Origin of the sequence: Microbulbifer agarilyticus (genome assembly GCF_001999945.1) — a bacterium.
Taxonomy (GTDB): Bacteria; Pseudomonadota; Gammaproteobacteria; order Pseudomonadales; family Cellvibrionaceae; genus Microbulbifer; species Microbulbifer agarilyticus_A.
This window is the reverse complement of the sequence record NZ_CP019650.1, coordinates 445,849-465,454: the sequence shown is the minus strand read 5'-3', so window position 1 is coordinate 465,454 and position 19,606 is coordinate 445,849. Positions and strand designations below refer to the sequence as shown.

The following is a 19,606-nucleotide window of genomic DNA, read 5'->3' as shown; positions in this document are numbered from 1 at the left end:
CAACACGCTCACGAGAGAACGACCGCGAAAGCAGCAAAGGCATTCACCGCAGCGTATATGCAGTAGAGGTTTCCAAATGAATACGCACTTGCCGCTAAAACCCCACAACCAAAGCAAATCAGCCTTTCTCGCCACACGGCAGAAAGACACCAAGACGCAACCTCAGTCACAAACCAAGCTGGGTAAGACCAGCGATAATTTGAGCCTGCGATATCCGAAGGAACTGGAACGTTGTTTCGTGCTTGGTAATAACTGAGTAATTACGCCTCAACAACTCCAGCGAGACTGGAGTTAACAGGCAGATAGAAAGAAAAGGCCGCAGATTACAATCGATCCGCGGCCTTTTCTTTTGGGAATCTCAATAACGAAGCAGTTAATTGGAGGCCATTAAAAAGCTAGGACAGACTAACTGGCCGCCGAAAAGAATTCAGACTAAGTCCCGACGTCGATGACACTGCATATTAGGCAACCGCAGCCCCACCCCACCATTTCTCATGAAAATAGTAAGCGACCGTGTTACACGCGGGCTCAACGAGTGCCAGCGCACTTCCGACCAAGAAATCCCCGGTCATCACAAAGCCCACGGTAAACGCAACGGCCATGTGAACTAACGCAAAACTACAGGTCTTCTTCATAGTGAATCATCCTCAGTTGCACCGGTATCGGGTCGCAGCTGCACTGTTCATATTTTGTACAACTGCGAACAATATGCCGATTATCGAGAACAATTCCTATTTGTAAAAATTGTTTGTACTTTCCAGTTTGATAGAGATGACCAATGAGACCCTATGACTGCGCACCGGACCGCTTAGTCGTGGGAAGGTGTACCCGAAACCACCTCCACCCCGTTCTGAGCAAGGACCTCTGCAATACGTGTCCCGTCGTTCACACCAGCAGGGATTTCGCGGTCCAACGCTTCGAACATCTCCACCGCCCGGCTCCCCGGCCCGGTGATCTCGAGTAGTTCGGCACCGTTGGCACCAAAGGTGAAAGAATGAATCTCGCCGGCGGGGAAGTGCACCAGGCTCCCAGCCTCAGCACAAGCCTCACAGCCACGAAACGAAAAATCGACACTCCCCCGCACCACAAAAAACGTTTCGTTCCAGTCGTGCCGGTGCGGGGGCGGCCCATCCCCTGCCTTGCCGTGAACGATGGAGATTGCGTATGAGCCGGTCTGCGCGAGCCGCGCTAGTACGTTCACCGTATCGCCCATCACATTCAGCGGGCGAGGATAGTCCTCGGGAGAAACCGCAAAGGAGTGTGTCGCCATAACAGCACCAGTAGCCGGTGAATTGTGAAGCCGGAATGATTACTTCTGGGACGAATTCTTCGTGGTATTAGTACTTCAGTGTCCCGCGAATCGGGTAATGGTTGTCCGGATCGCGAATCCACGCGAGACCGCGGGTCAGCGCACCCAGCTCCGGGCGCACAAAGGGGTTGTTCGAGATATCCACAACGTGCAGATTGCCCTCCTCGTTCACCACAAACAGCCCGGGCTCCGCAAAATTGTGGTCAGTCTCTTGTTCCGAACGGGGAATGGAGATGTACAGCCCCAGAGTCTTCATCTGCTCTTCCGTCAGCCCGTAGGCAATGGGGAAGCTGACTTGCACTTTTTCCAGGTGCTGCTCCAACTGTTCTTTTGAATCAGCGGATACCGCCAGAATATCCACATCTGCATCCTGAAAGGCCTGCTTGAATGTCTCCAGTTCATTCAGGTATTTGGTGCACAAGGGGCAGTGCTTGCCACGATAAACAAACACTGCCTGCCAGGTCGCGCCTCCTTGTGGCTTACCGAGCGTAACGCTCGAACCATCCAACTTGACCGCCTCCAGAGAAGGAAAGGCATCACCTGCTCTCAGTTTGGTAGAAGTAGCCATATCTATATCTCAATTAAGAATATATCGAGAAGAATCGTCGCCATAAGCATAGGTCATTACGTGGAAAATGGCGCTCACACTCGGTGATCAAATCTGACCTCACCCGTTAGCAAAGCCAGGCGAGATTGCATACCTAGGCGCTGCTGGCTGACGGCTCACGGTTGTTCTTATCCCAATGCAGATAACCGCGAATATTTATCAGCATAAACGCCACATTACCCACAGCCATACCCACGCTGTTCATCCAGGTCAGGCCAAGGAAAATAAAAATCACATTGGACAGGGCGAATAGCAGAAAGCCCCATTTGTTCCTATTACCCAGTAGGTAAACCGATATCAAACTTAACCCCATGCCGAGCCAGTCAACCAGGTAATACTCAAAGAGAGATGTCATGGATCAAAACCACAGAGAAAAACACGGAAAACAATTAAGATACGTTAAGAACCACAACTTTCTGCAGGATTTTCTCCAGCGAGTAACGTGATTAACTTTTCTTTTAGCTTTTTTTCGGTATTCGACCATTAAGAAAATTAAGCACCAATGCGGTAAAAATAGCCATCATAACGTAGCCGAGAATAGCCTGCAGCGCCGCCCAATGCCGAATATGTGGTGTTGGGACACAGTCCCCGTATCCCAGTGTTGTCCAAGTAACGACACTAAAATAAAGGCTAGTGTAAGTATCTTTAATCAGATTACCTTCACACACGATACCCTCGCGCTCGTAGAGCGCGGCGAAACCGGCGATCTCGATAATAATGATTACAACAAAGTAGATAAATGCCTGTATTCGGTATCTGAAGTCACGATGATTTAACGCCCAGCTTACAAATATAGGGACCGTTACCGACATCAGGAGAAACGACAGCCCCCTGAGGCCGAAGAATGAACACAGGAGCGTGGCGAACAAAAGTAGATACATGATTTTTGATTCGTTAAGAATCTTCATATTCTCTCTCGCATTTGGTTCCCGCCAGCTGAAAAGGGTATCGCCCCAAGAAATCCGATTTCGAACAAGCCAGTAGCCTTACTAGTCTGTGTCAGCTACCCCCCCCGCTACGTCATGTCGCGTATTTCTGCCTGCACTTTCTTAGGTAAACGGCTAACTGCTTTATTAAATGACCAAGCCACCAACTCTTTCAGGTACTCATCGTCAAAACGACTCACGTCGACAACGGTAACCCAATGATATCGATGCATATACCGGGCAGGCTTGATCCCCGGCTGGTCGGTTAACTCCAAGAACCGCTCTGGGGTCACCCGAAAGCTAAATCGCCATCGTTCCGGCTCACTAGTCTTGAAGTATGCAAAGAGTTTATCCCTGACTTTATAGGACAACACATTGGCTGGATGACCACTTTCCACCTCGTTCACTCCGGGAAAGGATCGACAGAATTGCTTTGTGTGCGCTACATCCATATCTAACTTACCCGGCGCAGAAAGCATACCGCGTCAATTCGACCAACAACGCTACTTGCTAGAACCGCCTTTCTTCGCCGCCCAGCTTGCTCCGATTGCCGCACCGATCGCTATACCAACGCCAATACCGAGAGCCAGATTATCGATCGCCGCGCCAATACCAGCCCCAATTGCGGTACCTATTGCGATACCGACTCCCGTCAGGCTTGAAGAACTGCCTTTGCTTTCTTTTTGATCACTCATGTGATGCTCCTGGCCAGTCAACTAAAAAATAAGCCGTACCTCAAAGACCTTTCGAAATAGTCGTTGAAGCTGCAAATATCAAAGCCTACCGCGAAGTTGCGGGATTAATATGCTTGCGACATATCTATTCTTACTTATTGTCTTGCGCAATATCCAGAAGAATCTCCGCAACTTTCTGCTTGGAGGGGTTTTTCTCTTGAAGCGGATGAGGTCCTTCAACAATGTGCAAGGACCAACCGCGTTCTTTTGCCCTTTTGCTACCCTTTTCGCGAATCACGCCGAAGATTTCCGGATTCTCAGTAGCATTGATGACGGTGCCAGATTTGGGAGGGGGGCCTTGTAGATCAATACGGTCGGTATACGTTTTAAACGGCTGCTTACTCATGGTTTTTGGTGGTGGATTGCGTAGAAATTCCGGAGGAATTAACCAGCCATCTCCGAACTTATCCACAGCGCCCTTGATGCCTTTTGAAACTTCAGTGGTGAAAAAATCATCCACCAAGTTCTCCCCTTGGTTTAACACCGTCGCATCCACATAGACAACATGCGCAATTCGATCCGGCAGCGCATCGGCGACACCGGTAATGACGGCTCCTCCGTAACTATGCCCGACCAAGATGACGTTTGTTACGTTGTACCATTGGATGTAATTCTTCACATCCTCAATATGCGTTGACAGGCCGACTTGCTTAGACAGCAGATTATTCCGCTCTCCCAAACCGGAAAGTGTTGGCATATGGACGGTGTAACCCTGTTCTTCGAGTATTGAGGCAAGAGGAACCCACTGACCTCCCCATTGAAAGGTGCCATGTACAAGAACAAAGGTCGAGCTTCTCGCACCACCCTCATTGGAGGTTTGAGCTACAACAGACATAGAAAGTAACAGACCGATAGCACAAACGAGCTTAATTAATGGAATTCTCACAGAAAGTCTCCTCGGAGGTTAATTAGCGCAAAATGAAATAAGCGCCCTCGGGTGACACAAGTATCTATAGCATATCGATGAATCTGTTCATTCGTTTATCCGGCTGGTTACGCCGGGCCAAGACAAGTACATAAAAGCTGGTACAACGCAACGTCGAAGCATAGAGATCATGGCTAGCTCCGCATCCATTGGATGCAAGCAGTACAAAATAGATCTGCAGAGACACGATCCGTGACGTGCCCGAAAAAATGATTAGTCCCTTCCATACGTAATCGCCACGCAATCATCACTGGCGGAAAAATTCAGCACACACCTAGAGTCTAGAAAGGTTTTCGACGACGGCAAGGAATTGCTGCCATTGAGACTTGGAAGTTATCGAAGATAAATGCGCGACAAAAAACGGATCATGAGCGGTTTATCTGAAATTCTTGCGCAGCGGTAAAGGCTAGCAGTTGCTAGCCCCTCTAAACTCCGTGACAAACCCGTCCTGATTTCTATGAGGTTTCCTATATATCACACATTCGATACAATTTTTTTCCTACTCAATTTCGACGATCCCAGTATCCATCCGGAAGCTCATCCACCTCGCAGTTGATGACGTCATCATTGTCGATACCACGATCCTCCAAGTAGGTAATTTCAGCAAAATCAAAATTCACTAATAGCGGATATAGCGGCCCTTTGTCGCGATGCTCACGGATATTCTTAAGGTGGGCATTTTGGTGAACAGTTCCCACCTCCGGCGATTTTACAAGCCATTGAGCTAACCCGAAGAAACCATGGAGCCATCTTTCTTTGAAATTTATATCTAGTGAAACTACCGAGCCGGTAGGCTCAGTCCATGCAACCTTGTAAATACCGTGGCCCAAATTTACGGGCATATACCTCTGTACAGTAGTCCAGCGCTTCCCTACAACACCATTATGAATACGATAATCACCGCAATTCTCATTTCGAAAGTAGTATTCGTACTGCCATCCATTGGCGTAGGTATAGATGATGTGTTTACCAACAAACTCACTTAGATCCCCTTGTGGCTGCGTTTTTACAATGTCCTGCGGATCCGGGTTGTCCTGCCAATCTTGAAGTGGGTTATCCGTTGGTTTGAACGCTGAGTTGTCGTAGTTACTTCCCATTTTCACCTCTAAATATTGATGCAAGATGTAAAGTTCGATCTGACAAAAATCTAGAACAATCAAGCACCATCCAAAAACAAACGTTGCTTAGTTTGATTCATATTTCTTTGTCGTCAGGCTCCACATTATCGTAGTTCAAAAAATGGGTTCGCACAGAGCTTTCACTCACATTAGTTAATCTCGAATTCCTAAGATATTTTCAGGCGCACTAATGAAAATTTACGCTTAGAACTTAGAGTTTGCGATTGTGCTAATTACTAGATAGATAAATACATATTCGAACAGTTAATAGCGCTTCAGCTTTTCTAGTAAACCAATGCAACGATTAGCTTGATAGCTGCTATCAATGACTTTTATCGAACTTGGTCTCTCTAGTTCAACTAAGACATCAGAGTTCCCGGCGGGCCAAAAATCATCTGCGTAATACAGGCCACAAAGCCATGACCGCCGGCTACAATCACAGCGAGAATCGGAAACAGGAAAATCGAGATAAACAGCACCAGCCGCCCATCCCGCTTATCCTGCCGTGCACTGCCGTTTCTGCAGACTTTTACTCCACCAAGGAAGTTACCTTCTCATCACCGAATGAAATAAGAGCCGTACCGAGTATGAAAAAGAACTGACTAGTTCCACTCCATACGCAATTTTCATGCAGCTTTACACTGGCGGGAAAATTCAGCACATACATTGAGTCTAGAAAGGGTTTCGGCGACGGCAAGAAATTGCTGCCATCGGGACTTGAGATTTGCCGCGGATAAATGCACGACACAAAAAAAACCGGCCCATGGCCGGTTTATCTGAAATTCTAGTTTACGGCAAAGTTATCAGGGCAGCGCGAAACGCTGACGGGCGGCACTCATTTCACGACGCGCCTGCTCCAGCGCTTCCTCTTCGGTGGCATCCAGAAGTTGCTGGACTACGCGTTGTAAATGATCACGCATGGCATTGCGCGCGGCTTCCGGATCGCGCGCCTTAATCGCCTGCAGGATACGGCGGTGCTCTTCAATGCGCGGCTTGCTGCCGGCCTGTCGTGCACGCTCTAGAATGCGTACGGAAATAGAGGAACTATTGCGCATCTTCCACAGGTGTTCACACACGGAAACCACGGCGTCGTTGTGAGTACAGCGGGCAATATGTAAATGGAATTTTTCGTCCGCGATCTCAGCGCCGGATTCGGCGGCGTTCTCCGCAATCATCTCTTCGAGCAACACTTCCAGTTGCGCAATTTCACTGTCGGACATCTCGCGCGCGGCGAGGCCCGCGGCTTCACCTTCAAACATCATGCGCGCCTGCAAGACTTCAAAAGCACCGATGTCGCTATCACCACCGGAAAAGCCGCTGGGTTGTGCGTCAGTTACGTACACACCGGAGCCACCTTTTACTTCGACGTAACCACCAAGCTCAAGGGCAATGATCGCCTCGCGCACGGTCGGGCGGCTAACCTCAAATCGCTCTGCCAGCTTGCGCTCCGCAGGAAGGCGAGAGCCAGCCGGAAAATCCCCCGCGGCAATAGCGGCCGCCAATTTTTCCGCCACCTGCTGGTAAAGTCTCGCGCCCCGCATTCCCCACTCTCCAATATCTACGGCGTCTGCCATTATGTTTTTGCCACGCCTATCTGACCACAGCAGTAGCCAAAACAGACCCAAATAACCTCTATGGTCATCCCACTTGGCAGCAGAACAAACACCCCGGCCTGACCTCTGTCGCAATAGTTGCGCCACCAGAATGCTCATTCACATGTATCGCGAACACTACAGCACTCAACTAGTCAGTCAGGCTAAAAAAATGTGGCGGGATTCTAACAGAGGGGGATTGGGTGGCTCAACCAAGTGTAGACTATTTGGCCTTACCAAAATATGTAAAATTTCAGACTTAAGGCTTACCAGATGTTCACAGACTTACAATCCACACCCGACACTCACAGCGTCAAGCCAATTGTTATCGGGGTATCGAAAGGTATGGATATGCATTGAGGCGGAATAGTGGATAGAAGGGGAGTGCTATCGAATGGAGCGGAAGTAAGCTTGTGCGGTGGCTTAATTTCGCCACCGCACAAAAACAGGCAATCAAAACCGATGATTAGTCCTGCGGGTTTGCCGGAGCTTTACTCAGCAAAACGAGCACCAGTGTCGCCAGCGGACCGAAAATCAAACTCAAAATCCACCAGATCAGGCCACTGCGATTCTTTCCCTGGGCCAAGCCTGCGTTAATCAGGGAAAGTGTGCCCCAACCCACCAGCCACTCCCGCGACTGAATCATTACTTGATACTCTTCCATAGTCTTGGTTCCTATTAGTTATCCTGCAAGAAACGGGCAATGGTACGGAACCCATGCCCCTTGGCGCCCTGCGCCCACTGATCATTTGGTGCGGGTAAATAGGACCCGGAAAGATCCATATGTACCCAGCCGCGACCCGTATCGCGCACAAACTTGGCCAGGAACGCCGCCGCCGTGGAAGCGCCGGGAGTGCCCTCACGACCGATATTGGCGATGTCTGCAAAGCCGGACGGAATTTGTTCCAGGTGGAATTTTTCCAGCGGCAAACGCCAGGCCTTTTCGTGTTCGGACTTGGCCGCGCTCAACACTTTGTCTGCCATATCGTCTTCCAGGCTCAACACCGAGTTGTAATCCCGACCGACCGCCATCTTCGCAGCACCGGTCAGCGTGGCCGCATCGAGGATGTAGCGCGGGTTCTGTTCGCTCGCTTCCAGCAGGCCATCTGCCAGGACCAGACGCCCCTCTGCATCGGTATTCAGGATTTCTGCGGTTACGCCATTTTTGTAGCGAATCACATCACCCAGCTTGAATGCGTGACCCGAGATCAGGTTTTCCGCGCAGCATAAATACAGCTTCACCCGCTTCTGCAAACCCCGCGCGATTGCCAGCGCCAAGCCGCCGGCAACCATTGCCGCTCCACCCATATCAGACTTCATATGGGCCATGCCGGGGGAGGGTTTAATGCTGTAACCACCGGAGTCGAAGGTAATGCCCTTGCCCACCAGGCAAATATCCACATCGGTAGCATCGCTACCTGCGGGGTTGTAGTCGAGCTGCAGCATGGCACCGCCACGTACACTGCCGCGGCCCACGTTATAAATCCCCATGTAACCTTCATCGCGCAACGCATCGCCTTTGACAATGCGGAAGCTCACCGCATCCGGGGCGAGCTTTTGCAGCATCTCCGCGGCACTTTCCGCGAGGGCGAGCGGGGAAATATCTTCCGGAGAACCGTTGGTAATTTGGCGAACCCACAAAGCTGCCGCCTTGCGCGCTTCCAATTCCGCCAGCTCGTTGCCTTCCGCACTGCCCCAGTCCAGGTTGCTGTTGCGTTTCGGATTGTAGTAACCGGCCCAGAAGGCCCAGCGGCTTTCCAGGTCCCAGTTGTCGCCAACAAGAGTGATGTCGGTAATACCCATGCCGTCGAGACGGCGGGCGGCACGCTGGGCGGCCACCAGTGAACCGCCGGTGGCGTCGCTAGCGTGAATGCGCGCTTCTGTATCGGCGAAACTTAACAGGGCATTTTTGCCCCAGTGCTCCGCCGCCGCGGAGGATTCCAGCCGTACCTGCATCGCTTTGCTCATCTGAACCTCATTTATTCGGTGTTATTCTGCGCAACTGCGCCAGAGTGAATCGTCACTCCCTACAATATTGGGTCAGTCTAGCAGCCTGCAAGGGGGGGTAGATTGCGCCGCCGGGGACAGAGCCGATACACTGGACGAGTGCACACTCACAATCGCACAGCAGCAAAGCACAATAACAACAAGGATGTAGACCATGGGCAATGCTTGCCACTACCACTCCAATGCCGACGCCATATGGCAGTGCAGCGGTTGCAGTAAGGAATACTGCGGCGACTGCGTTCCCGGCTCGGTGGATAACTATTACCGCTCCACCCCCAAATGCATTTTGTGTAACAACCGTCTGCAAAATGTCGGGGCGAGCAACAAGGCCAGGCCCTTCTGGCAAATGGCCCCCTTCTATTTCCGCTACGCACTTAACGCCGGGCCGTTAACCGTATCCGCGATCTGCGCGGTGGCTGCACTGGCGATCACCGGGATGGGAATACTCTCCATCTTTATCCTGGTGGCCATGCTGGCGGTGGTCATGCGCTACAACCTGCTGGTGATCGAAAAGCTGGCCAGTGGCGATCTGCAGTCGCCCACTTTCGGCGATGCCCAGGACGGCCGCAGTGCGGCGGTGTTTGCGCGGGTCATCGGTATGATTCTGGTCGCCGGTGGTGGTGGCGCATTGATTGCGACCACCTTTGGTGTGGGCGCGGCCCAGGTGTATTCCATCGTGCTTTCGCTACTGGGGCCGGCGGCAATGATTGTGCTGGCGCTAGAGCACAGCATGCGCGCGGCGGTAAACCCGCTCAAGCTGCTGCAATTCACCCTGATTATCGGCTGGCCCTATTGGCTGCTGTGGCTCTCCACCAGTGCAGTTTCCGCCGCCCCCACCGTGCTGCTACCGGTCGTCGCGGATAAGCTGCCGGTATGGATGCTGTTGCCGCTGCTGGCTTTTGTCACCAGCTATTTCTCCATCGTCACCAGTGCCATGATGGGCTACATCTGCCTGACGCGGCAGCAGAAGCTGGGCGTGGCGTCGCAGGTGGACGACGAGGAGTTTCTCGAAGAACGCGAGTTCGAGCGGCGCAAGGCACTGGCGGATTCCAGTATTTTTCTGCGTGAAGGACGCCACGAAGAAGCACGCAAAACCCTGGTCGGTGTATTGCGTCAGCAACCCAACGATGTCGCGCTCAACGAGCGTTACTATCGCCTGCTGCTCGCCACCGACGACAAGAAGGCCCTGCGCGAACTTGGCCCGCATCTGCTGGAGCGCTTTATCAGCATGAACCAGCCACACAAGGCCGCAGAACTGTATATGGCCACCGTGCAGTCCCACGGCACACCTGCCATCGACAAGTCACTGTTGCGCCACCAGATTGCCGAGGCGCTGTATCGCCAGCGCCAGTTCAAGCCGGCACTGGCACTGGTCAACAACCTGCACAAGGAAGACCCGCACTACACCCGTCTGGACAGTGCCTATCTGCTGTTGGCGAAAATTTATATGGATGGGTTTAACCGCACCGACAACAGCCGCAAGCTGCTGGCGTTTGTACGCAGTAAGTTTCCGAAGAGCGCGGTGCTCGGTGAGGTACAACAACTCGAATCCATTCTGACTGCCGAACAGCAGAACAAGGAAAGCTCGCAGCCGGCCTAAACCGCGCTGGGTTGCAGGGCGCGCGCAAAGTCGAGCGCCTGTCGCGCCCGCTCTTCGTCGCCACAGCGGCGGTAGTGCTCGACAACGCCATTGGCCAGGCGCGCCATCAGCGGGTGGCGCTGCTGCTTTTGCTGTAAGCGCTGCAGTAAAACTTCCACCAGCGCCCACTGCTTCTCCCGCGCGGCGCGTTGCGCCAGAACCAGACACACCCGCGGTGTCAGTGCGCGCGGTTCCTGCACTTTCCCCTGATAGGTTTCGACGCCTGCGGCAATTTGCGCAAAGTCCTGTTGCGGGAGCTTGGCGAGGGCAAACAGCGCGAGCCAGGCCCGGTGATGGGCCTCACTCTCCGGCGCGAGCCCGGTGAGCTCGATGGATTTTTCGATCAGCGGCAGTGACTCCGGGTGCTGCTTGAGCGCACTGCTGGCCGCCTGCCCCGCCTCCAGTAACTTACCGTGATTTTGCAGGGATTCGATGCGCGCCAGTGCTAGCTGTTCCGGTGTAGGTGGTAGATCTTCCTCCACGTGAATATCGCGACTGGGGCGCACCCGGATCAGCGCCATGGTGCAGACAAAGCCCGCCACCAAACCACCGAAGTGCGCCCAGTAGGCGATGTTTTCACTACCAAAGAAGTAACCGAAGACCTCTTTGCCCAGCCACAGTGGCAACACCATCAAGGCCGGCGCGGAAAATTCTCCGAAGGCAAAGCCGAGGGTGTAGAAGAAGCGCAGCCGGCGAATACCGTACACAGCGACAAACATCCCCATCACCGCAGACACGGCACCGGATGCGCCGATCATCGGCATCAGGCTGCCCGCTTCCACCCCCATATGCAGGCCGGCGGCAGCCAACCCGCCGAGCAGGTACAACCCCAAAAACCAGGCGGCTCCCAGAGCGAGCTCTACCGACAGGCCAAATAACAGCAGGAACACCATATTCCCCAGCAGGTGGTCCCAGCCACCGTGCAGGAACATATGTCCGAACAGGCCTTTCAGGGTGGGATCTGCGGGAGTCAGGCCGTAGGCAAAGCTGGACAGGCTATCGCGCAGCTGGGCGAACTCCTGCCGCTGGGCCAGCCACTGCTGGGCCTCCCCACCTTCCTGCTGCAGCTGCGGCACCAGCCAGTCGTGGAACTCGCGGCTCCACAACAGCTGCTCATACATGAACTCTTCCCCGGCGCCCTGGGCCAGGGTGCGCCACTCGGGCTTCTCCGTATCCACAAACTCGTAGAAGCGCGCCTCATCCAGTTCTGGCAAGGTACTGGAGAAGTAGTACTCCTCGGCTGCCTGCCAGCGGGCTTCGTCGCCGCTCTGATAGAGCACATACACCAGCAGGTTCGCCAGGATCAGCGCAAAACACACCAGTGGTGGCCGGCGCCAGTCGGGTTTGTTCTGGATGGGGATGATCAGCAAGGTGGGTCCGCTAAAGGTTTGGCGTTGATTGGAAAATGTTCAGGTCTTCCAGAATACAGGGGTGACAAAATAAGACCAGCCCCAATCCGGGCCTTTTCGGCAGCATTTCCCCGCCTTTGCGGCCAGCTGCAGCGAATTGCGGCGAAGCGCTGCAGCCCACGCTGACTCAGGCGTCAGTGGCCATCGCCGCCGTCTCCGCCGTCCCCGCCTTCAGCACCACCATCCGCGTCACCGGCGCCCGGCCAGTCCTCGGAACCGCTGGAACCACGCCGCTCGATGGGCTTGGGCGGTTCGCTGTCCGGTGCCTGCGGCGCAGGTGGAGCAGTTTCCCCCCAACTGCGCACATGCAGGTCGCGCTGGGGGAAGGGAATCTCGATGCCGCGCTGGTTGAACTCACGCAGCAGCTCGATGTTGTACAGCGCGTGCAGGTCACCCAGCGACGACACCGCGTTGCTGTTCACCCACACCACCAGTTTGAAGTCGAGGGAACTGTCACCGAAGGATGTCAGCCACAGCTCCGTTTTGCGTTGCCAATTGGAAAAGGTCACCGGTACCCGCTCCGCAGCCGCCATCGCCGCCTCGCGTACCTCTTCCGGATCAGTGCCATAGGCCACACCAAACAGCACGTGAATACGCCGCACCGGGTCTTCCAGCGTGTGGTTGGTGACGCGCCCAGTCACGAACTCGGAGTTCGGCACCAGGATATCCACGTTGTCGCGGGTCGTGATGCGGGTGGAGCGCACATTGATATCGCGGATACGCCCGAATACTCCGGACTCCAGTTCTACCAGGTCGCCGACCCGCAGCGGCTGCTCGAACAGCAGAATAATCCCGGAGATGAAATTGGAAAAAATCGCCTGCATACCAAAACCGATACCCACCGACAGGGCACCGGCGATCAAGGTAAGTTTCGAGGTATCCAGCCCCACCATGGTCAGCAGGATAATGATCGTGATGAGTACGATGCAGTAATTCAGCACCCGCCACAGCGCGTACGCGGCCTGTTCACTGGTGCGCTTTCTGCGCTCCATGCGCCGCAAGATCAAACTCAACAGCCGCGAACACCCCCACGCACCGATGATCACCAGGATCATCTGGGCAATATCTTTGAGGGTGATGGGCTGCTGGCTGATGGCGAACAGTTCGTAATTTGCCAGGTTGCGCCAGCCGCTGCGCAATTGCTGTAGCTGCAGGACAATGCGGTCACCGAGCGTGCGCCACCACCCCTGCAGCCGCTGATACACAAACAACTGGGCGGCCTCGTAGCGTTTTACGTCGTCGATCAGGTCGCCGGCATGGCCGAGGGCGCTGTTGATCTTCTCGAAGCGCTGCCACCAGCGCTGCATCGCCTTCGGGTCTTCACCGATCCAGGCTACTACCTGCCGCTGGCGCACATTGAGCTGGCGCACCAAATCTGCCTGGGCTTTTTCCGCGTTTTCCACCAGCGTTTTACTGATGGTGAGTTTCTCCGCCTCCCCATTTGGGTCCAGCACGCTGTTCATCGCCAGCAGCAGTTCCTGCTTGCGCAACTGCAGACGATTTTGCAGTGTTTCCACACTGTAATTCATCAGGCTGATCTGCTGTTCCAGCGTGACTTCGCTGTCGGCACTCTCAAAGACCAGGTGACGGGAATCCGCGCGCTCCTTAGCCAACTCCTCCAGCCCGGTTTTTTCCTTGGTGCGCGCCGAGGCCAGTTCATCGGCAACTTCCTGACTAAAGCGCAGTCCGGTCAGCATCCGCTGTAGTTGCGCGCGACCGTAAGTGAGTTCTTCATCCCACAGCGTCAGCTGATCCCTGAGCAATTGCTGCTCTTCCAGCACCTGCAAATGATTTATCTGGCCAAAGAACACATCCAGCGTTGCACTCAGATGTTTCGGGTCGTTGCGGTTGATATCCCGCAGTACCGCCACACTCTCCCGCAGACGGCTGAGGGAATGTGCCACGCCATCGTCCATCTGGCTTTTTTCTAATTGCACTCCCTGGTAACGCTGCTGGCCCCGCGCCACTGCCGCGTCGGATGCCGCCCACTCCAACACCGTGGGAGACTCGGGAAAGGTCACTTCCGGCAAGATCTTGACGGATTTTAAGTTGTCACTTTTTTGCCAGGTCTTGCGGATGCCCTCAAGGCGCTTGTCGATTTGCAGAACCCGCTCATCCAGTTCTGCCTCTTCCGGCAAGGTTTTTTTCCAGTCCTGCCAGGCCTTCTCAACCTCGGTCAGCCACTGTTCTTTCTGCTCGTGGGTTACGTCCGGCCACAGCGTCCACCAGTCCGCAGACAGCGCGGTAAAATCCGGAACGACCGGGGAAAATTCTTTGGGTTTAACCGAGGGAAGTTGCGCGCTGGCCAGCGCGGAGAACAGTAATAAACATGTGCAAACACACAGAAGCAGAGACTGCCGCCATGAATATGGCCGCAGTGGCGGGAAGCCCCTTGGGTGGGCGTTACTGGCTAACATGCCGAAACCATCCCTGTACCACACTCCCCAACTAGCTTCCCTGCACTGACCGCGAGTACTCGCCGGCCATCACCTCACGCACACAGTACTTATGCACCGCACATCTGTTTCAGTGTAGATGAGCACTGCTTTGTGGATCTTCGTGAAGCGCCCGCACTTCAGCGCCGGCGGTCGTAACGCTGAATACAGTCGCGATAAACCCGCTGATAAATGCGCATACGCTGGCGGTCCAGGTTGCTGCCACGCTGTGCGGCGGCAGAGGCATCCTGACGACACAGGGACTCGGCAATGACCCGGTTGTCGTAGCGCTCACCACTGGCGTCATAGGGGGGGCGAATATTGGCGTAGGGGCGCGGCTGGCGACGACGCGGGTCGCGATAACCCTCCGCTTCAAACAGGGTCATACCCTCGTCATCGACACCATCCGGGTCCAGCGCATCCGGCGGATAGGCCTGGGGAATCCCCGAACGGTCGCGCAAGGTGCCGAGGTCCTTATCGGGATAGCCGTACAGGCGCTCTTCATACTTGCCGGCAAAATCGCCGTTGTAGTAGCGCCGCCAGGCATATGGTGGCTGGGTTACTACATAGCGATCGCGACGGGGGTCGAAACGATAAAAGGTGCCGGTGCCACTCAGGAAAAACTGACGGCCGTCGATCTCAAAACCGCGACTGCCGTAGGGTACAAACTTGAGTTCCGCCCCCAGTGGCGGTTCCACGCGCAGGAAGCCATCACCCTCACGTCGATAAAAGTAACCGCCCTGATAGTAATAAATATTGCCGCTCAAGGTAAGCTGGACGGCATCGGAGGAGAGCTGCCGCTGGCGGTTGGGGTCGCGCTGGTAATCTTCTGCGGATTCGCCGCTCGTGGTGTCCGGCGGCGGCAGGGTGGTTTGCGCCCCCGCCGTAGAGGGAAGGCTGGCCGCGCAAGCCATGGCACAAACTACTGCGCAGCTGCGCAACCGATTGAACTGTGGGGGAAGCAACTTCACACAACTACCTCGCGCTTTACATGGCCTTGACCATGACAACCACACACAGCAACGCACGGTCTCCCGACGCCGTAAAAGGCAAGGCAACGAGAGGCCGCGCGCGCATAGTAGCCGGAGGCGCCGCTCTACTAGAGACCGGCGGTGACGGCAGGGCGCTCGAACTTTTCAGCTCCGCACTTTCTACCGTACGGCCGACTACTTATTCAGTGTAGTTTCGCTTGGGGCAACTCCCAAAAAGTGCTTCAAAGAGTGCTTCAAAGAGTCCTCCAAAAAGGGTGCCCGCAAAAGAGGTAGCTTGCGTCTTACTCCACAGACACTGCTTCGCGCAGCACCACACTCAAGGCCACCGCACCAAAGCGATTCTCGGCGTCATCGTAGTGACCGCGGGCATGCAGCCGCTTGACCATGGCACCGGCCATCAGTCGACTATCGAGTTCGGTGGCAAAGCTTTCAAAGTCGGAGAAAAACACCAGATCACCGGAGTCACTACCGCGCTGGGCGATGGTGTAGATACCGCGGCCGAAGAACATCGAGTCGGCGGGTTCAATGGCGGGCAGCCCGTCCAGCTCCAGCAGGTCGGTGCGGTGCGAGCCGCGCAGGATATGATGCTTGGCGCCAAAGGTGCTGTCAGCGGACAGGGTGAGGCCGGTTGCGGAAAGACTCGCAATTGCACTTACTTCTCCTACCTCTCCTACCTCTCCCGCTTCAGTTTCCTCTTCATCCCCATGTGCCCAACCCACCAGCAGGCGTGCGCGGGCGTCGCTGAAATCGGTGATCGAGAGGGCGTTGAAGTCAGCGGGTGCGCTGCCGAAAGGCGCCACATAACCGCGCAACTGCAGCGGCGAGCCCATGCCGAGAGTGCCCAATCCCAAACCGGCAATATCGACCTCGTAAGCCGCGGGATCCGCATCGTGTTCCGCCGATGCACCGGTGCCAGCAAAATCAAACATGGCAACTTCACGGCCACCGAAGGTCAGCGCGGCAGCTTCCAAAGTGCTGTCGGTCTGCGCAGAGGCGGTCGCCGACAGGCGCGTCAGCAACAGGTGGGCATGACCTTCCCGCGCATCAAACAGTGCGCTCTCGGCATCCCAGCTACCCAGCAAACGAATGCGCTGGCCGACGGATATATCCTGCAGGCCGAGCATCTCGTGTTGGCGGCGAGGTTTGCTCACCTGGGTCATTTCGCCCAGCTGCACGTCCATGGTCTGGTTGAACTGGACTTCACCATCCACCCGCACCAGGTTCGCGCCGCGCACGGTAAGACGATCGCCATCGCGCGCAATCACATGCCCAAAAACCGCATCCAGATCAGCACCCGGCACACTGGAGCCCACCAGTACCGAATCCGCAGTAAATTCGCGGGATGAGCGGTTGAACACACCCATCGCCAGCGTCGCGGTGCCGGCTTCGAGCTCTGCCAGCGCGGTCAGGCCGGTGGCGCCGACATAGGCCTCGCCATCGATTTCCCAGGAGGTTTCACTGTCGGTAACGATATCAATTCCACCCAAGCGTCCTTGCTTGTGCTGGAACGGACGCAGGGCAATACGGTAATCGCCTTCGGTCTCGTCCACCTCGATCAACGGGCCGCGCATGCGGAAGTCTTTTTGCTCGTCTGCATTCACCTCGGCGACCAGCACCGGATACAGTTCGGCCACCGGCGCATCCCCTTCCAGATTGACCGTATGTGAGGCCGCGAGATCAAAGTCAGCGGTAAGCATGGCCGGCACACCCGGCGCGATTACCAGCTGGTTGCGGTTGTCGATGGTGAGCGCCAGGGTAACCTCTCCTACTGCCTCGCCAGATTCGTCCACCACCGTGGCCAAGTGCGCTTCACCGTCCTTTTCGATGTAAATATTTGCCTCGGTGTAATCGAGCGTGATTTCCCCGCGCACATAAGTACCCACGGGCACCGTTGCCGCGGTGACCAGCTCGGTTACATCCACATACTGGGCGAAGTCCACGATGTTGCTGGACGGTAATACATCCACGCGCGCGCCGTTTACCCGCTCCAGCGACAGTGACACCACTTCCACTTCGTACTGCAAGAAGTCGCCGTCGGCATCGGTCATGCCGATCAGCACCGTGCCGCAAGAATCCGAGTTACTGCCGCTATCAGAGGTTTCGCAGCTGCTACTGCTCGGCGGGATCGGGTTAATCGGGTCCGGGATTACTTCGGTTGTCTCACTGCCGCCACCGCAACCAGCCAATAGCGCACTCAACAGCACTCCGCTTAACCAGCGTGCGGAATGCAGATTAGATCGCCCTTGCAGACGCATTGAATTGGGTATTGCCCACATCCTTGGTTCCTCGTTATTTATTTTGAAAGCAGGCCCCGGGAAACAACACGGGAGCCTGCTCACGGAAAATCAGGTAACTGACCAGGTCGCCTGTATAAAACGGGGAGCGGGCACAAAGGTTGACAGGAATTCGAAAGAAATTTTGCGCAGGTCAAATCGGCACAAAATGACACATAGAAAATGACGCGTTGAAAGTAACAAACACAAAAAAGGCGTGAACCCCAGGATTCACGCCTTCTCGCGGTGCTCTTACGATAGTGTTTACTACCTTAATGAGCGCCATATCTCGATGAAAGATCAGGCCAGGGTGGTGATCACCTCACGCAACTTGCCCACGATCTCATCAATTTCATGGGCCTCGATGATCAGCGGCGGCGACATGCACAGTGCATCGCCAATACCACGTGCCATCACACCCGCTTCCCAAGCCAGTGCAGAAGCCTTAGCACCAAACTTACCTTTCAGGTGCTCCGGCGCACGCAGTTCAATCGCGCCGACCAAACCGTAGTTACGCACGTCGATGACGTTATCCATGTCCGCCAGGCTGTGCAGGGCATTTTCCCAGTGCTTGCCGATATCGCCAGCAGCGCGGGTGAGCAGACCTTCGCGCTCGTAAATATCCAGCGTCGCCATACCCGCAGCACAGGCTACCGGGTGAGCGGAGTAGGTATAGCCGTGGAAGAATTCCACCGTACCTTCGGCCGCCGCATCCATCACGGTGTTGTAAATCTTGTCACTGACAAACACCGCACCCAGCGGTACCGCCGCGTTGGTAATACCCTTGGCGGAAGTAATCATGTCCGGGGTGACGCCAAACTCCTGAGAAGCGAACGGCGAACCGGTACGGCCCCAACCGGAAATCACTTCATCAAAGATCAGCAGCAGATCGTGCTTATCGCAGATTTCGCGCAGGCGCTGCAGGTAACCCTTCGGCGGCAGTACCACACCACCGGCGCCGGAGAACGGCTCTACAATCACCGCCGCGATCTGATCCGCACCGTGGAACGCCACTAGACGCTCCAGATCTTCCGCCAGCTCCACACCGTGCTCTGGCAGGCCTTTGCTGAACGCATTGCGCTCGATATCCAGCGTATGGCGCATATGGTTCGCCTTCACCGGCTGACCAAAGCTCTGATAGTTCGGCGCAATACCGCCCACAGAAATACCACCGAAGTTCACCCCGTGATAACCCTTCTCACGGCCGATAAACATGGTGCGCGAACCCTTGCCGCGGGCACGCTGGTACTGCAATGCAATCTTCAGCGCGGACTCCACCGCCTCGGAACCGGAGTTACCGAAGAACACACGGTTGATACCTTCCGGCGTGTGCTTAACCAGACGCTCGGAGTACTCAAAGCCCAGCTCGTGGCCGAAATTAAAAATGGAGCTGTAATCCAGCTTCATTGCCTGCTGCTGAATCGCCTGGGCAATTTCACTGCGGCAGTGACCAGCGTTGGAACACCACAGGCCTGCGGTCGCATCGATAATTTTTCGGCCAGATTTTTCAAACAGGTAAATGCCTTCCGCGCGCTCAACAATACGCGGCGCTGCCTTATAGCTGCGGTTGGGGGTAAACGGCATCCAAAATGCGTCGGTATTCAGTTCGGACATGATGTTCTCCGATTTATTTTCATGCG

19 protein-coding genes are annotated in these 19,606 nt (G+C 55.0%); 1 reads left to right on the top strand and 18 read right to left on the bottom strand.

What is annotated here, in order from left to right; all coding sequences use genetic code 11:
• Nucleotides 1-461: 461 nt before the first annotated feature.
• The 13 genes from Mag101_RS01890 to pepB form a co-directional block, all read right to left on the bottom strand.
• Nucleotides 462-635 carry a DUF2061 domain-containing protein gene (locus tag Mag101_RS01890; protein ID WP_010133370.1) on the bottom strand — a complete coding sequence of 58 codons (174 nt, stop codon included), beginning with the start codon at nucleotides 633-635 and terminating at the stop codon, nucleotides 462-464.
• Nucleotides 636-808: 173 nt separating this feature from the next.
• Nucleotides 809-1,270, bottom strand: a complete 462-nt coding sequence (locus Mag101_RS01885) for a cupin domain-containing protein (protein ID WP_077400015.1) — start codon at nucleotides 1,268-1,270, stop codon at nucleotides 809-811.
• 67 nt (nucleotides 1,271-1,337) lie between these two features.
• Entirely contained in the window at nucleotides 1,338-1,877 is a 540-nt protein-coding gene (locus tag Mag101_RS01880) for a redoxin family protein (protein ID WP_077400012.1), read from the bottom strand.
• A gap of 133 nt (nucleotides 1,878-2,010) precedes the next feature.
• The gene (locus tag Mag101_RS01875; protein WP_077400009.1) at nucleotides 2,011-2,271 is read right to left on the bottom strand and encodes a nicotinamide mononucleotide transporter; all 261 of its coding nucleotides are present in this window, start codon (nucleotides 2,269-2,271) and stop codon (nucleotides 2,011-2,013) included.
• Nucleotides 2,272-2,374: 103 nt separating this feature from the next.
• The gene (locus Mag101_RS01870) at nucleotides 2,375-2,824 is read right to left on the bottom strand and encodes an ion channel (RefSeq protein WP_077400006.1); all 450 of its coding nucleotides are present in this window, start codon (nucleotides 2,822-2,824) and stop codon (nucleotides 2,375-2,377) included.
• Between the two features lie 107 nt (nucleotides 2,825-2,931).
• Complete coding sequence (locus tag Mag101_RS01865) at nucleotides 2,932-3,294, bottom strand: MmcQ/YjbR family DNA-binding protein (protein WP_077407982.1); 363 nt, start codon at nucleotides 3,292-3,294, stop codon at nucleotides 2,932-2,934.
• A 51-nt stretch (nucleotides 3,295-3,345) separates the two neighbouring features.
• The gene (locus Mag101_RS01860) at nucleotides 3,346-3,537 is read right to left on the bottom strand and encodes a hypothetical protein (RefSeq protein WP_077400003.1); all 192 of its coding nucleotides are present in this window, start codon (nucleotides 3,535-3,537) and stop codon (nucleotides 3,346-3,348) included.
• A gap of 130 nt (nucleotides 3,538-3,667) precedes the next feature.
• Nucleotides 3,668-4,462, bottom strand: a complete 795-nt coding sequence (locus Mag101_RS01855) for an alpha/beta hydrolase (RefSeq protein ID WP_077400000.1) — start codon at nucleotides 4,460-4,462, stop codon at nucleotides 3,668-3,670.
• 542 nt (nucleotides 4,463-5,004) lie between these two features.
• Nucleotides 5,005-5,661 carry a phenolic acid decarboxylase gene (locus Mag101_RS01850; RefSeq protein ID WP_198040053.1) on the bottom strand — a complete coding sequence of 219 codons (657 nt, stop codon included), beginning with the start codon at nucleotides 5,659-5,661 and terminating at the stop codon, nucleotides 5,005-5,007.
• 317 nt (nucleotides 5,662-5,978) lie between these two features.
• The gene (locus Mag101_RS01845) at nucleotides 5,979-6,098 is read right to left on the bottom strand and encodes a hypothetical protein (protein ID WP_418287757.1); all 120 of its coding nucleotides are present in this window, start codon (nucleotides 6,096-6,098) and stop codon (nucleotides 5,979-5,981) included.
• A gap of 324 nt (nucleotides 6,099-6,422) precedes the next feature.
• Entirely contained in the window at nucleotides 6,423-7,193 is a 771-nt protein-coding gene (locus Mag101_RS01840) for a FadR/GntR family transcriptional regulator (protein ID WP_232325098.1), read from the bottom strand.
• A 484-nt stretch (nucleotides 7,194-7,677) separates the two neighbouring features.
• The gene (locus Mag101_RS01835) at nucleotides 7,678-7,875 is read right to left on the bottom strand and encodes an antitermination protein NusB (RefSeq protein WP_077399995.1); all 198 of its coding nucleotides are present in this window, start codon (nucleotides 7,873-7,875) and stop codon (nucleotides 7,678-7,680) included.
• A 14-nt stretch (nucleotides 7,876-7,889) separates the two neighbouring features.
• Nucleotides 7,890-9,179 (bottom strand): aminopeptidase PepB, encoded by a 1,290-nt coding sequence (gene pepB, locus Mag101_RS01830; protein ID WP_077399992.1) that lies wholly within the window; start codon nucleotides 9,177-9,179, stop codon nucleotides 7,890-7,892.
• Between the two features lie 193 nt (nucleotides 9,180-9,372).
• Here pepB and Mag101_RS01825 point away from each other — a divergent pair, with 193 nt between their 5' ends.
• The gene (locus tag Mag101_RS01825) at nucleotides 9,373-10,818 is read left to right on the top strand and encodes a tetratricopeptide repeat protein (protein WP_077399989.1); all 1,446 of its coding nucleotides are present in this window, start codon (nucleotides 9,373-9,375) and stop codon (nucleotides 10,816-10,818) included.
• Here the strand turns inward: Mag101_RS01825 and Mag101_RS01820 are convergent.
• From Mag101_RS01820 to Mag101_RS01800, 5 genes are all read right to left on the bottom strand, one after another.
• A complete protein-coding gene (locus Mag101_RS01820; RefSeq protein ID WP_077399986.1) occupies nucleotides 10,815-12,227 on the bottom strand; it encodes a rhomboid family intramembrane serine protease in 1,413 nt (470 codons plus the stop codon). The genes Mag101_RS01825 and Mag101_RS01820 overlap by 4 nt on opposite strands.
• Before the next feature lie 173 nt (nucleotides 12,228-12,400).
• Complete coding sequence (locus Mag101_RS01815; RefSeq protein ID WP_077399983.1) at nucleotides 12,401-14,683, bottom strand: mechanosensitive ion channel family protein; 2,283 nt, start codon at nucleotides 14,681-14,683, stop codon at nucleotides 12,401-12,403.
• A 158-nt stretch (nucleotides 14,684-14,841) separates the two neighbouring features.
• Nucleotides 14,842-15,672 carry a DUF6515 family protein gene (locus Mag101_RS01810; RefSeq protein ID WP_157520115.1) on the bottom strand — a complete coding sequence of 277 codons (831 nt, stop codon included), beginning with the start codon at nucleotides 15,670-15,672 and terminating at the stop codon, nucleotides 14,842-14,844.
• A 302-nt stretch (nucleotides 15,673-15,974) separates the two neighbouring features.
• Entirely contained in the window at nucleotides 15,975-17,891 is a 1,917-nt protein-coding gene (locus tag Mag101_RS01805; protein WP_157520112.1) for a DUF4382 domain-containing protein, read from the bottom strand.
• A gap of 375 nt (nucleotides 17,892-18,266) precedes the next feature.
• Nucleotides 18,267-19,580 carry an aspartate aminotransferase family protein gene (locus Mag101_RS01800; protein WP_077399975.1) on the bottom strand — a complete coding sequence of 438 codons (1,314 nt, stop codon included), beginning with the start codon at nucleotides 19,578-19,580 and terminating at the stop codon, nucleotides 18,267-18,269.
• Between the last annotated feature and the right edge of the window lie 26 nt (nucleotides 19,581-19,606).

What these genes read in the sequence shown, in the direction of transcription:
- Mag101_RS01825 (WP_077399989.1), top strand. Translation starts at nt 9,373, where the DNA reads ATGGGCAATGCTTGCCACTACCACTCCAATGCCGACGCCATATGGCAG.
- Mag101_RS01840 (WP_232325098.1), bottom strand. Translation starts at nt 7,193, where the DNA reads ATGGCAGACGCCGTAGATATTGGAGAGTGGGGAATGCGGGGCGCGAGA.
- Mag101_RS01870 (WP_077400006.1), bottom strand. Translation starts at nt 2,824, where the DNA reads ATGAAGATTCTTAACGAATCAAAAATCATGTATCTACTTTTGTTCGCC.
- Mag101_RS01865 (WP_077407982.1), bottom strand. Translation starts at nt 3,294, where the DNA reads ATGGATGTAGCGCACACAAAGCAATTCTGTCGATCCTTTCCCGGAGTG.
- pepB (WP_077399992.1), bottom strand. Translation starts at nt 9,179, where the DNA reads ATGAGCAAAGCGATGCAGGTACGGCTGGAATCCTCCGCGGCGGCGGAG.
- Mag101_RS01880 (WP_077400012.1), bottom strand. Translation starts at nt 1,877, where the DNA reads ATGGCTACTTCTACCAAACTGAGAGCAGGTGATGCCTTTCCTTCTCTG.
- Mag101_RS01885 (WP_077400015.1), bottom strand. Translation starts at nt 1,270, where the DNA reads ATGGCGACACACTCCTTTGCGGTTTCTCCCGAGGACTATCCTCGCCCG.
- Mag101_RS01815 (WP_077399983.1), bottom strand. Translation starts at nt 14,683, where the DNA reads ATGTTAGCCAGTAACGCCCACCCAAGGGGCTTCCCGCCACTGCGGCCA.
- Mag101_RS01890 (WP_010133370.1), bottom strand. Translation starts at nt 635, where the DNA reads ATGAAGAAGACCTGTAGTTTTGCGTTAGTTCACATGGCCGTTGCGTTT.
- Mag101_RS01800 (WP_077399975.1), bottom strand. Translation starts at nt 19,580, where the DNA reads ATGTCCGAACTGAATACCGACGCATTTTGGATGCCGTTTACCCCCAAC.
- Mag101_RS01875 (WP_077400009.1), bottom strand. Translation starts at nt 2,271, where the DNA reads ATGACATCTCTCTTTGAGTATTACCTGGTTGACTGGCTCGGCATGGGG.
- Mag101_RS01860 (WP_077400003.1), bottom strand. Translation starts at nt 3,537, where the DNA reads ATGAGTGATCAAAAAGAAAGCAAAGGCAGTTCTTCAAGCCTGACGGGA.
- Mag101_RS01835 (WP_077399995.1), bottom strand. Translation starts at nt 7,875, where the DNA reads ATGGAAGAGTATCAAGTAATGATTCAGTCGCGGGAGTGGCTGGTGGGT.